This window comes from Trinickia sp. EG282A, from assembly GCF_040965455.1.
Taxonomy (GTDB): Bacteria; Pseudomonadota; Gammaproteobacteria; order Burkholderiales; family Burkholderiaceae; genus Trinickia; species Trinickia symbiotica.
Genome location: NZ_JBFRCC010000003.1, coordinates 389,730 through 401,589 on the forward strand (window position 1 = coordinate 389,730; position 11,860 = coordinate 401,589).

12 protein-coding genes and 1 riboswitch are annotated in these 11,860 nt (G+C 62.3%); of the genes, 1 reads left to right on the forward strand and 11 read right to left on the reverse strand.

Going from position 1 to position 11,860, the window contains the following annotated elements; translation table 11 throughout:
• Positions 1-27 precede the first annotated feature (27 nt).
• Complete coding sequence (locus tag AB4Y31_RS16255) at positions 28-1,512, reverse strand: efflux transporter outer membrane subunit (RefSeq protein ID WP_368674791.1); 1,485 nt, start codon at positions 1,510-1,512, stop codon at positions 28-30.
• Between the two features lie 247 nt (positions 1,513-1,759).
• Complete coding sequence (locus AB4Y31_RS16260; RefSeq protein ID WP_368674792.1) at positions 1,760-2,197, reverse strand: MarR family winged helix-turn-helix transcriptional regulator; 438 nt, start codon at positions 2,195-2,197, stop codon at positions 1,760-1,762.
• Between the two features lie 323 nt (positions 2,198-2,520).
• On the opposite strand from AB4Y31_RS16260, the gene AB4Y31_RS16265 reads away from it, so the two are divergent.
• On the forward strand, positions 2,521-3,192 hold the full coding sequence (locus AB4Y31_RS16265) for a peroxiredoxin-like family protein (RefSeq protein ID WP_368674793.1): 672 nt from the start codon (positions 2,521-2,523) through the stop codon (positions 3,190-3,192).
• An 83-nt stretch (positions 3,193-3,275) separates the two neighbouring features.
• On the opposite strand, the gene AB4Y31_RS16270 is transcribed toward AB4Y31_RS16265, so the two are convergent.
• From AB4Y31_RS16270 to AB4Y31_RS16310, 9 genes are all read right to left on the reverse strand, one after another.
• On the reverse strand, positions 3,276-4,169 hold the full coding sequence (locus AB4Y31_RS16270) for a LysR family transcriptional regulator (RefSeq protein WP_368674794.1): 894 nt from the start codon (positions 4,167-4,169) through the stop codon (positions 3,276-3,278).
• Positions 4,170-4,259: 90 nt separating this feature from the next.
• A complete protein-coding gene (locus AB4Y31_RS16275; protein WP_368674795.1) occupies positions 4,260-6,065 on the reverse strand; it encodes an FAD-dependent oxidoreductase in 1,806 nt (601 codons plus the stop codon).
• A 173-nt stretch (positions 6,066-6,238) separates the two neighbouring features.
• Positions 6,239-8,140, reverse strand: a complete 1,902-nt coding sequence (locus tag AB4Y31_RS16280; protein ID WP_368674796.1) for a DUF3857 domain-containing transglutaminase family protein — start codon at positions 8,138-8,140, stop codon at positions 6,239-6,241.
• A 92-nt stretch (positions 8,141-8,232) separates the two neighbouring features.
• Entirely contained in the window at positions 8,233-9,228 is a 996-nt protein-coding gene (locus AB4Y31_RS16285) for a sodium:calcium antiporter (protein WP_368674797.1), read from the reverse strand.
• A 55-nt stretch (positions 9,229-9,283) separates the two neighbouring features.
• Positions 9,284-9,467: riboswitch (yybP-ykoY riboswitch) on the reverse strand.
• Positions 9,468-9,577: 110 nt separating this feature from the next.
• A complete protein-coding gene (locus AB4Y31_RS16290) occupies positions 9,578-9,979 on the reverse strand; it encodes a DUF6795 domain-containing protein (protein ID WP_368674798.1) in 402 nt (133 codons plus the stop codon).
• 41 nt (positions 9,980-10,020) lie between these two features.
• Positions 10,021-10,620 carry a ProQ/FinO family protein gene (locus AB4Y31_RS16295; protein ID WP_368674799.1) on the reverse strand — a complete coding sequence of 200 codons (600 nt, stop codon included), beginning with the start codon at positions 10,618-10,620 and terminating at the stop codon, positions 10,021-10,023.
• Positions 10,621-10,656: 36 nt separating this feature from the next.
• Entirely contained in the window at positions 10,657-10,791 is a 135-nt protein-coding gene (locus tag AB4Y31_RS16300) for a hypothetical protein (protein ID WP_368674800.1), read from the reverse strand.
• On the reverse strand, positions 10,788-11,264 hold the full coding sequence (locus AB4Y31_RS16305; protein WP_368674801.1) for a hypothetical protein: 477 nt from the start codon (positions 11,262-11,264) through the stop codon (positions 10,788-10,790). Before AB4Y31_RS16305 ends, AB4Y31_RS16300 begins: the two co-directional genes overlap by 4 nt.
• A gap of 72 nt (positions 11,265-11,336) precedes the next feature.
• Entirely contained in the window at positions 11,337-11,744 is a 408-nt protein-coding gene (locus AB4Y31_RS16310) for a hypothetical protein (RefSeq protein ID WP_368674802.1), read from the reverse strand.
• Between the last annotated feature and the right edge of the window lie 116 nt (positions 11,745-11,860).

The window sequence follows — 11,860 nt, forward strand, 5'->3', positions numbered from 1 at the left end:
TCCGAGTAGATGGGATGGGTTTGCCGTTCAACGTGGGGCAGCAACAGCCGGTCGCATCGAGGGAGCGCGGCCGTCAGGCAATGCCGCTGCCGGATAGGGCCGCGCGTCTTTTCCCGAGTTGGACGTATCGACAAACCCACCGCCGAGCGCGGAAGCCAGCGCGATTTGTTTGTCGCGGCGATCCATACGGAGATTGGCGACCGCCTGATCAGCCAATAGCGCGTTGACGTCCGCGTTCAATACAGTCAGTTGATTCGTGAGGCCCGCGTTGTATTGGATCAGCGCGAGTTCGTCGGCTTTGCGCGCGGCGTCCTGCGCCGCCTGCGCATCGACGAGTTGAGCATCTGTCGAACGAACGCCGGCGAGTTGCGTGGCGACTTCGCTCAGCGCAGTCACGAGCGTCTGGTTATACGTCGCGACGGCATAGTCGAAGTCGGCATAGCGGCCCTTCAGGTTGGCGCGCAGTTCGCCCGCATCGATGATCGGCAAATGGACCGCCGGGCCGACGGAAGCTGTCCGGCTCGCCGCCGTCAGGAATCGGCCGAAGCCGAATGCGTCGAGGCCGATTGCGGCGCTCAGGTTGATGTCCGGATAGAACTCGGCCTTCGCCTCCTTCACGTCGTGCGTCATCGCGTCGACGCGCCAGCGCGACGCAACGATATCGGGGCGGCGGCTCACGAGATCGGCCGGCAGGTTGTCCGGCAGGCGAACGTCGTCGCCCGGGCCCAGTGTCGGCTGGGCAAGCTGTAAGCCGCGATCGGGACCGGCGCCGAGCAGCGCGGCGATCTGATAGCGCGTCGTGAGGATCTGCCCATCGAGCGCTGTCAGCGCGGCGCGGCTCGTCGCCAGATTAGCCTGCGCGGTCTTGCGCTCGACTTCGGTATCCAACCCCGTCGCAATCCGCCCTGCGGTGATGCGCTCGATCTGCTCCCGTCTGGCGACTTCCCGCTGCGCGATGTCGCGCAGCGCGTAGAGGCGTGCAAGCTGGTTGTATGTCCGAGCAATGGATGTCGTCAGCGTCAGTTTGACGACTTGCGCGTCGGCCTCGCTCGCCTGAAGCTGAGAGATAGCCGCCCTCAGCGCCTCACGATTCTTGCCCCACAAGTCGAGATCGTACGAAGCGCTGAGCAGCGCCTTGTTTTCGGTCTGCCACGAGCCGCCGTAGGGCGGCGGCACGAGCGCCGTGCTCGAGAATTGCTGGCGCGTGAGCGAGTAGCTGGCATCGACGCGCGGCATCGTGTTGGCGTTCGCCGTTTCGCTGTAAGCAGCAGCAGCCGCTACGCGGGCACGCGCCTGATCGAGCGTCGGGCTATCCTTCAACGCTTCGACGATCAGCGCCTTCAGTTGCGCATCGCCGAACTGGTCAGCCCAGTCGGCCGCAGGCCAACGGCCCCCGTCAGCGGGAATGCTTTGCTGCGTGGCGTACTGTTGCGGCTCGGCAGGCTTCGCATCGCTATGGATGCCCGCATAGTTCGCGCACGCCGATAGCACTGCGGCGAATATCACTGACATACCGATGCTCAGTACGGCTGAAACGCGCCGCCTGGGGTTCGGTTGAGCGTCATTTCTCTGACGTGTCAGATATATGGGTAAAAAAATCGTGCCGGACATGTTCTCTCTCTCCAAACTGTGCACGCACGATAGTTGACCTGTCAGATATAGTCAACGGCGCATTGATAACTCACAGTTTCGGTGGGATGAACAATCCGTCTTATTCGATGAGACCGGGGATGGTCTGGTGATGACCCGCGGTGTCCGGTCAGTCGCCGGCAAACTTGTGCAGCAGCCTGCGCAACTCGGTGAGCTCGTCCTTCGTGAAAGCCTTCAGGCGGGCGTTCAGCACTTCCACGGCAACCTCCGGCACCTGGTCGGCGACGGCCGTCCCATCGTTCGTGAGTGCGAGGTTGACGACACGCCGGTCTTGCTGATCTCGTGAACGAACGAGGAGCCCTTTCGCTTCGAGCTTGTCGAGCATCCGCGTCATCAGGCCCGTGTCCATTCCGAGCATCTTCGACATCTCGAAAGGTGTCGTTGCCAGCTTCCGCCTGAGCACCAGCAAGATACCCATCTGCTGGCTCGAAATATCGAACTCCTTAAGCGCGCCGTCCATCTCGGCGATGATGAGATTGCGCGCCCTGACGAGTTGGAAGCCAACGCTTTCCGTCACATTGAAGGTTGCTTTCGTGTAATGGCGCACGTGATGGCTCCTACCGGTATCGCAATACGATTGACCCAGTCAGATACTAGCAGATCAGCTTTCGTTCGCACGCCGATGTGACCCTGCCCTCTCACAGACGCTGACCTACAGCTCTCGGATCTTGCCCTTTGAGACCATGCCCCATGGGAATGGCAGTTATGCCCGCTGGCTCCTATCCGCGCCGTTTGCGTTTCACCGATGATCGAGCCACGACGAATACAGATGTCGTGACTGCCGTAACGAAAGCCGCTGTGTCCCGGCTGCACGGGTCAATAAACGGGCCGACAGCGAACAGCCACTTACCGCATCATCGGAGATACATCATGTCGCTTCAGGACAAACTCGACGCTTTCAAAGCCGACTTCAAAGCTGGCAAGCCCCCGTACAACGCGCCACCGGAGATCCACCCCGTCATGGAGCGAGCGACGGCTGAGCTCATTGCCTCCGGTCAGGCGAGCCGTGCGATCAAGGCCGGCGATGTTGCGCCGCACTTTCGCCTGAAGGACCAGAACGGCAACGACGTCTCGTCCGTCGAACTGCTCGAGCAAGGTCCGCTCGTCGTCACGTTTTATCGCGGGGTGTGGTGCCCCTACTGCAACCTCGAACTGCAGGCGCTGAATGAGGCACTTCCCGAGTTGCAGCGCTACGGTGCGAATGTGGTTGCGATTTCGCCGCAGACCGCCGTCAATAGCCGCAAGTCAGTCCGCATCAACGAGCTGCGCTTTCCCGTGCTCAGCGATACGCACAATGGCACGGCTGCCGCATTCGGACTGCGATTCGAGCTCCCCGACTATCTGATCGAGCTCTACCAGAAGCTCAAGAACGACCTGCCGACTTTCAATGCCGACCCGAGCTGGACACTGCCGATGCCGGCGCGCTATGTCATCGGTACGAACGGCATTGTTCTGTACTCCGAAGTGAACCCCGATTACACGCACCGTCCTGATCCGTCGGAAATGTTCCCGGTCCTGCAAAAGGCGACGCAATCGGTCTAATGCCGCTTTTTCGACAAGCCGCGGCGCGGCCGCGGCGAGTGGTTCCGCGTTCGCCTGAACCACAAGGTAGGAGACCCGGTGCCTCAGGCGGGCGAGACCGCCAGCATTTCCTCGACAAACGCAACGAACGCACGCGCCTTCGACGTGACAAGGCGACCGGACGGGAACACAGCCCATAGGTCGACTGGAGGCAGTTCCCAGTCTTTGAGTACGGCGCGCACTTTGCCCTCACTGAGTTCGGGCGCGAACATCCATTGCGAAGCGACGGTGAGGCCCATGTCGCCGAGCACGGCTGTTCGTATGCCTTCCGCCGCGCTCACACGCACCCTGCCTGCAACGGCCACGGTGACCTGCTTGCCGCTTTGACTGAACGACCATGACTCACCGCCGCCTCGCTGGGAATAGACGATCACTTCGTGGCCGCTCAGATCGGCCGGCGTCTTCGGAATGCCGGACTCGGCAAAATAGGCAGGCGTGCCGACGACGAGCCGCGGACTGCTTGCAATCCTGCGCGCGGTCATCGCGGAGTCGTCGAGCGTCCCCATGCGCAGGGCGACGTCCATGCCTTCTTCGAGCAAATCGATGTTGCGGTCGTCGAGCACGATGTCGATCTCGAGATGCGGGTGACGATCGAGAAAGCGCTTCAACCCCGGCAGAATGTGCAAGCGGGCGAAGGTCACGGCCGCCGACACGCGCAGGCGCCCGGAAAGACTGTCCGAAGACTGCCGTGCCGCATGCTCCGCTTCTTCGGCTTCTTCGATGGCTCGTTTCGCGTGCTCGTAGAAACGCTGGCCTGCGTCGGTCGTCGTCAGCCCGCGAGTCGAGCGCAAGAGCAACCGCGCGCCGAGTCGCTGTTCCAATTGCGCGATCGATTTTGAAACGGCGGGCTGCCCGAGGTCGAGCCGGCGCGCAGCGGCCGAAAAAGATCCCGCCTCGACGACGGCGACGAACGTTTCCATGGCTGCCATGCGGTCCATCTACGAGCCCTTTTTAATGAAGCTTCGACAGTATCATCGAAGGGGCAGCATGCGCAGCAGCACTCCAGGGGCACTACATCGCGCCACGCGTTAGCGAACGTTGGCGGCGGCTATGGACGCACCGGCTGCTTCCGACTGCGCGGCCAAAAACTGGTGAATCTGCGCGACCACGGCGGCCCCTTCCCCCACGGCCGCCGCAACGCGCTTCGTCGAACCCGACCGGACATCGCCGATCGCGAACACGCCCGCGACGCTGGTCTGGAGCGGCAGCGGCGAGGCCCTCGGACTCTCTTCCGGCCCCAGGTCAGCGCCTGTCAATACAAAGCCTTTCTTGTCCACCGATACACCGCAAGTGCGGAGCCAGCTCGTATTAGGCTCGGCACCGATGAAGAGGAACAGATGATGAGTCGCGATGCTTTCGAGCGCACCGTCGCGCCGGCGATAACGGACGAGCTCGAGCCGCTCCTCGCCTTCGAGCGCGGCAACTTCGCAATTCGTATGGATCGTGACGTTCGGCAGCGATTGAATGCGATCGATCAGATACCGGGACATGCTCTGTTCGAGATCCGGGCCGCGGACGAGTAAATGGACATGAGCGGCGTGCGAAGCAAGAAACACCACCGCCTGCCCCGCGGAGTTGCCGCCGCCGACCAGCAGCACCGATTCGTTGCGACATAGTCGCGCCTCGATCGGCGTCGCCCAGTAGTAGATGCCGCGACCTTCGAAGCGCCCGAGGCTATCCACGGCCGGACGCCGATACTCCGCACCGCTCGCGATGATGACGGTGCGCGCCGTGACACGGCGTGAACCCGTCAACTCCACCTCGAGCGGATACTCTCCGCAATGCAGGGCCTTCACCTCTACCGGAATGGCAATGTGCGCACCGAACTTTTGAGCTTGAACGAACGCCCTCCCGGCCAGCGCCTGCCCGGAGATCCCCGTCGGAAAACCCAGGAAGTTCTCGATGCGGGCGCTCAAACCCGCCTGACCACCTGGCGCGCGGCAGTCGAAAGCGGCCACCGACAGGCCCTCGGACGCGGCATACACGGCTGCCGCCAGACCAGCCGGTCCCGCGCCGACGATCGCGACGTCGTATAGGTGGGCGCGATCGAACTCCGGCAGGAGTCCTAAACAAGACGCGAGCTGCCCCTCGTCGGGATTGCGCAACACGGTGCCATCGGGACATACGACGAGCGGCATGTCATCGCACTGTGGAGTCAAACGCTCGAGTAAGGCAATCGCATCGGCATCGCCGACGTCGAGCGCCACATGCGGATACGCGTTGCGCCGCAGAAAGTGCTGCAGCGCGAGCAGGCGGGGCCCATTGGGCGAGCCCACGAGCACCGCGCCCTGCCCGCGCTCGATCGCCGCGACACGCCTCAAAATGAGCGCGCGCATGATCTTTTCGCCGAGCTCGGCCTCCGCGATCATCAGCGCACGCAGCCTGTCCGGCGGGATCACGAGCGCTTCGACCTGCTCGATGACTTCAGCATCGACGAGGGCTGGCTTGCCGGACAGCATGCCGATATCGGCCGTAAATTCGCCCCTCAAAACGTCCTCGCGAATCAAGCGTTGACGACCGAGGCCGTCGCGCGCGATGTAACGCACCTTGCCCGACAAGAGGACGAACATGCCAGGACTCGAGCTGCCCGTGCTATAAAGCATGTCGCCCGCCGCGTAGCAGCAGAGCGCACCAAAACGATGCATCCGATCGATCTCCGCATCGGTCAGCGTCGGAAAGATCTGGTGGAAACGCAGACTGCTGAACGGAGACTGCTCGTCTCCCGCGGCGGCACGACCCGCGCCGCCATTCGTACCGATTTGGCCTGGGTTCGCGGGGGCGCCGCTTTGCGAAGAACCGTCACTGATCATCAAATGCCTCTTGACCGCGAACATGAATCCTGTCGATGAGCTCAATGTGGGCGTCGTCGCGGTGTTCGAAGCCCCCGAGCAGCTTAATACATCACGGCGAAGAGCGCTTCGGCGTTGACCTGCCGGGAACCGATTATTCCCGCACTCTTTAAAATCGCACGGTGATCGATACGTTCGATCGTGCATGTACCCGATCGCTATTGGCCACTGCCTTGCACGATGACCTGCGCCATGGCGTCTCGCTCGATTCGTTCCAGCGCGACGCGCATCTGCGCAAATTCATCTGGCGTGCAAACCTGTTTGCCGAAATCGGCCTTCAGCCGGCGCGTCACCTGAACGACGCGTGTCTGAGGATCGAAAATGTAATCGGACGCATAGGTCAAGCCGCCCGCGCTTATCGAAAGTGCTTCGGGGACATAGATCGTCTTGACGTTCGGCGGCAGATCGATCTGCCCTTCCTCTTCGAACGTGCCGCCGATGCAGACATAAGGTCGAGTTCGCCGCGGCACCGCGAGCCAGTCCTCGACCTGTGTCGCGATCCCGCCCGCCAGGCTCGAGAGCGCCGGCACGCCCATCATGCCGTCGGGCCAGACGATATGCTCGATCATGCCCGTCATCGTGACCGCAAACGGGCCGGCCGTCGCCGATACGTCGTCGGTCGAGAGCGTCGCCGTGCCACGTAGACCCGCTTTCTGCAACCGCTCATAGGCGATCTGCTGCATGCGCTCGCGCGTCGCGCGCCGGAAGGCGTTTCGCTCGAGTTCGGCTGTGAAACCGCTATCCTCGACATGATAGGCGTAGCGCCCCCTGCCGCTCGAGTCAATGCCGATCTGCACGCGCGCATCGCGCGAGCGTTGTTGCGTCGCCGGCGTGCGTACGAGCACGCCTTCGTCGACGAGCAGCGCCGGCCTATCCACGAGGCTCGACGGCAGATCGCCGAACGCGATGCCGCCCGCGGTGGTATCGGCGAAGCGCCGAAGCTCGGGAATCCATACGATCGCGTGATTGATCGCGCCCGCTCCGTAACCGGGCACCGAGGGTAAGGTGTAGACGGGCCCGAGTGCGATCAGCGCAGGCTCGCTGCGTATGCCGACGGCCGCGAGCAGTGCGCCATAGAGCGCCACATGGTCCTTGCAGTCGCCATAGCGGTCGCGCAGGATGTCGACGACATGGTGCGGCCGCGTCGCCGCTTCGCCGACGAACAGGGCCACATAGCGGATGTTTGCGCGCATCCAGTCGTAGAGCGCGCGCGCTTTCGACCAGGCATCGGGCGCATTGGCCGTGAGTGCGTGCGCGAAGGCAACGATCGCTGGATCGTTCGCGGTCGGATCGACGGCCCCCTCCTCGTAACGCTCCGCGAAAGCGGCGAAGCTCGGCGTCGTGGTGACCATCAGCCGATCGCCATACTGTGCATACCCTACCGCGCCGTGCTCGATCGGCGCATAGGGACCGTGACGGTAATCGAACTCGTATCGGGTACGCCCGCCCTCGGTCACGGGCGGCTTCGCCGCGTACCCGCGAGCGTCGGCATAAAGCGGCATGTCAGCCGGCAGATCGAAGACGAGTTGCTGATTCTCGACGGGGACGCGCTCAGGCTCGACGAAGTAGGCGAAGGCCCCCGGCTCGATCGCCTTGAAGCGCGACTTACGAAACGCGACGTGAATGCGCCACCCGGGCTCCACGCCGGGAAAGATCACGGTGCGCAGGATACCGTCCTCGAACATCGGCGCGCCGGCCGCGCGCGGTTCCTGCACGTCGCGAACCGCATCGCGGCCGACCGGATGCGTGTTGCCATCGGGATCGATCGATTCGGCCGCCACCAACGTCAATCTTTCGGTGTCCTTATCGAACCAGACATAGTGCTGCGCAATCGCATCGACGCCGGTTGCGGTATTCGCGCGCAACGTCGTGTCGTCGTACTCCTCGAGCGTGCCGTTGTGCTGGACGACAAATCGATGAACGTCGGACTCGATCGTCATCGGCGCCGCATCGTCCGCCTGGGCTCGCGCGCTCGGGATTCCGGCGATGGACAATGCCACGAGCAGCACGCATGCGAACGTCGCGCTTAGTCCTGGCGGAAGAACGGTTGCAACGAGCATGGGAGCGACACTTGAATCGCGCACGCAATAGATGAGGACATATATTGATGCCGCGTCTTGCCCGTTGCAAGCTTACGCTCGAACGCTGCCGATCAAAATACGATCAAAAGCGCCGCGAATACCGCGTACAGCCAACCGACGCGGACCAACTCTCGGCTATGCACCTGCGGTGCCTTGAAGGCTCGTTGCAAGAAAACGATGGCAACCGCTGTGACGCCCGCGGCGATGATCGACTGCGTGGCGAGATGCCAACTCGTGAAGAAGAGGCCGAACGCAGTGGGCACAGTCGCTTGAATCATCATTGCGCCGCTGATGTTGGCGAGAGCAAGACGTTCCTTACGCTGCCGCACCCAGATTACCGCGTTCATGATTTCGGGTAACTCGGTCGCGATTGGGCTCAGCAGCAGCGCGGTGAGTTGCGGCGCAAGACCTAGCCAAGGTCCGATCACTTCGATTTGCCGCACGAACAGCCGCGACGCCAGAAAGATCACGGCCAGCGCACCGAGCGTCTGCACGGCGATCCAGAACATCGCCGGACTTGGATCGTGCGGACGCAATTTAAGCGGTTCCAGCTCATCGAGCCCGTCGATATCGTCGGTCGCCGTGAGTTCTTTCCAGCAATAAACGGCGTACGCCAACAGAAACGCGATACCCAGCACGGGCTTGAAGGAGAACACCACCAAGCCCAGCGCGATCTTGAAGACGAAGATCGCGAGAAACCACAATTGATCGCGGCGCAATCGGCGCGTGTCCGCCTCGACGTGTGCCTTGTCCCGACCGACACGGCGCGCCGTTGCGAGAAGCGTGATGCCCACGACCGCATAGGCGACGGTGCTGAGGGCGAGCGGTCCGCCGATCGCGGCGCCGACACCGATCTCCTTCTGCGCGGGGGTGCCGCCAAAGGCAACCGCAACGAGTGTAACGACGCTCTCGGGCAACGCAGTGCCGAATGCGGCAAGAATGGTGCCGGTGGCCGTTTGACTCACGCGCAGTTTCTGGCCGAGCCATTCGACACCGTTGACGAATGTCTCGCAGGAAAGGTAGATGATTGCGGCGGAGGCGATGAGCAGTGCGACAGTCCAGATCATGACAGTCGCCCCGTGGCGCGGAGTTGGGAAAGCAGGCGCATCTCGGTTATGTTCCACGGGCCGGGACAAGAGAACCCAATGACGTCTCGCCTTCGCCCGGCCCGGGTAAGAAGGGATAACGTCACAGGTCTCGCCAAGCCGAGAAACGGCTGTCATCACCATGGCACGGGCGCGCCAATTATGTTGATGATGACGCTTCACCACGCTGGTGAAGCAGACTACTCCCCCACGACGGGGCAGATTATAGCGCAAGCCGGCACGACGATGACAACAGGAGGCCAGGTTGCGGTGTCTCGCCGGCACGCGATCCCTGCCGCGATGGGGCCGTTGTAAAAGCCTCGCTCAGCTTTCAGGCGACCTGGCAGATCCCGTAATGCGTTCCTTCGTGACCAGGCTCTCGATCGAGCTCGCACACTAGCTCGATTGGCCGACCATCGAGCTCCGTATTCGCATCCCAGCTCGTTTTGCCGTTCCGCCAACCGATATATTCGCCCCCCCGGTAGCGGATGACGATTCTCTGCAGCACCACCGGTTGCGAATGAATGAGCCTACGCAGACCCGCCCTACGCTCGATAGCGGGAAACCGGAAAGCTCCGCGTGCATCGGTCGTGCAACGCTGTGGCGGAATTTCGTTCTCGTTCTCCGACCAGATAACCTGCTCGACGAGCTCCGCCCCCTGTACGGGTTTGCCATCCATCAACACGGTGCCGTGCACTTCGGAGAAAAGAACCAGACGATCAAACACTCCCATCGCCGATCCCTCGTGCTGTCAAAGCATTGCGGCAAAGAACGTCAGGCGGCTCGATCGGAAGCGGCTTGATCGGCAGCAGCTTGATCGATAGGGTCAGCCGCCGACGGTTGATCCGTCGCCGCGGCGCTCGACTGCGCTGCCGCATTGCCAGGCTCGGTTGCCCCTTTCGCTTGGCGGCGCGAAGCATGCGCGCCGTGCGCTTGCCTGCGCGCGAACGCGGCGTCGCGTGCGGTGACCGAGCCCGCCGGCGCGCCGGTCAAGTCGACGCGCACGGCTCCATCGGTAAGGCACGCCCAGTAGCGGCTGCCGCGGCACCAAGTGCTAACCCCGAGGCGGATCTCGTCTTCTTTCAGCTTGAGCTCTTCCGCGTGCGCGAGAAGGTCCGCCAGAATGCCGATCTTCAGCGGCACTTTAGGGGCCGGCTTTTTGGGGAAAGCCGCCGGAAAACGCTTTTGCAACTTGCCGATCGTGCGCAGGACCGGATCGACCGGCTCGCTCTTTGCGCTGGGCCGGGCGTTCGTCTTGGGTGCGGTGGGCCCAGCGGGCCGAACGGGCTTCGCCGGTTGCCGCTTTGCTTCCCTCTCTTCTTGCGCCGCCTTTTTAAGTTGTTGCTTAAGTACTGCCAGTTGCTCGAAACCCATGCTACGTCCTGTAACCGTCCGCCAATAATGGGAATATTACAGCCCTTTGCCGGCGAGCGTCGATGACCGCCCCTTGGAACTCATGAGCCAGCGACGTGCCGGGCGGCGTTGCGGGCCTTCCTGACCATCACGAATCGAGAAAAACGCCTCGAAGCTCTCGGAAAGCTTCACCTGCTGCGCTCAACCTTGATCAGATCTTCGTATTCGCCGAATTCCGGCCAACTCTCGTAGTTCCCGTCGACGTCGGCGGCCGCTTCCGTCGCTTCAACGCTGTGCGGATTGAGACATTGCCTCGTGGTCTTGACGGTACCGTCACGATCGAAGATGTATGTCGTCCCTGTCTCGACGATGTCCGAGTCACCGTCGAACTCACGGTATGTCGCCATACTCAAGAACAGTCTTCGTGGCTCGACTTCCTTGAATGCGTAATAGAGCGACTCACGTAGTTGCTCATCGAGAAAGCCAACGCCAATGAATTTGTCATTGACCTCGAGGAAGCAAGACGGACTCTGAGGAGAGCCAACGACGACTGTATAAAACTTCTTGGCGGCGTGGGCAGCCCTGGCCTGCTCCTCCGTCCAGATTTCGGTTGGCCGCTTCTTGGCTCGAAACCACGATTTGCAATAGTAGATGGCGCACTTCATGTGTAGGCCGTTTCGGAGGAGACCAACGATTGTCTCCGCTTCTGTCTTTATCCCCAACCTGCAACGCGATACTCAGTACGTCACGCCTCTCCACGGCAGTTGCAACGCCGAGATCCGGTCGGACTCGATCGCGAAAATCATGCCGCGTATCGGGTCATGCAGGCGGCCGGCGAAGCCCGGCAAAGCCAAGGTTTGCGTTCGGGAGGCAATGTCCCACACCGTCGTTCCCGATATCGCGGCAACGTACAGACGTGAGCCGTCGCTGAAAATTTCCACCACCCGGTCGTCCGCGCCCGCCATGGGCCATCGCGAATGCGGGGACCGCACTGTCGTAGTGACATCGAGAATCCGTACGCCCGGCCCCTCCATGGCACCCTCGCTGTCCTCGTAGGTTTCATCGTCCCAGTTTGCGAGCCCCCACAAGGCGGCGACATGCTGCTCGCCGATCCAGCAGGCCGGCGGGCCCCAATCCTGGCGCATCGTGAGATTGATGGCCGAGGCGCCGTTCTCGCTTTCCCAAGGGTTGGATCTCGACGATCGGCGAGCTTGACCATGTCAGTGAACACAACGGAAGTGCTTCGCCGCTCGTCGCGAAC

Bases quoted from the DNA above. Each gene is read 5' to 3' on its own strand.
- AB4Y31_RS16255 (WP_368674791.1), bottom strand. From the start codon at position 1,512: ATGTCAGTGATATTCGCCGCAGTGCTATCGGCGTGCGCGAACTATGCG.
- AB4Y31_RS16265 (WP_368674793.1), top strand. From the start codon at position 2,521: ATGTCGCTTCAGGACAAACTCGACGCTTTCAAAGCCGACTTCAAAGCT.
- AB4Y31_RS16270 (WP_368674794.1), bottom strand. From the start codon at position 4,169: ATGGACCGCATGGCAGCCATGGAAACGTTCGTCGCCGTCGTCGAGGCG.
- AB4Y31_RS16275 (WP_368674795.1), bottom strand. From the start codon at position 6,065: ATGTTCGCGGTCAAGAGGCATTTGATGATCAGTGACGGTTCTTCGCAA.
- AB4Y31_RS16280 (WP_368674796.1), bottom strand. From the start codon at position 8,140: ATGCTCGTTGCAACCGTTCTTCCGCCAGGACTAAGCGCGACGTTCGCA.
- AB4Y31_RS16285 (WP_368674797.1), bottom strand. From the start codon at position 9,228: ATGATCTGGACTGTCGCACTGCTCATCGCCTCCGCCGCAATCATCTAC.
- AB4Y31_RS16290 (WP_368674798.1), bottom strand. From the start codon at position 9,979: ATGGGAGTGTTTGATCGTCTGGTTCTTTTCTCCGAAGTGCACGGCACC.
- AB4Y31_RS16295 (WP_368674799.1), bottom strand. From the start codon at position 10,620: ATGGGTTTCGAGCAACTGGCAGTACTTAAGCAACAACTTAAAAAGGCG.
- AB4Y31_RS16305 (WP_368674801.1), bottom strand. From the start codon at position 11,264: ATGAAGTGCGCCATCTACTATTGCAAATCGTGGTTTCGAGCCAAGAAG.
- AB4Y31_RS16310 (WP_368674802.1), bottom strand. From the start codon at position 11,744: ATGCGCCAGGATTGGGGCCCGCCGGCCTGCTGGATCGGCGAGCAGCAT.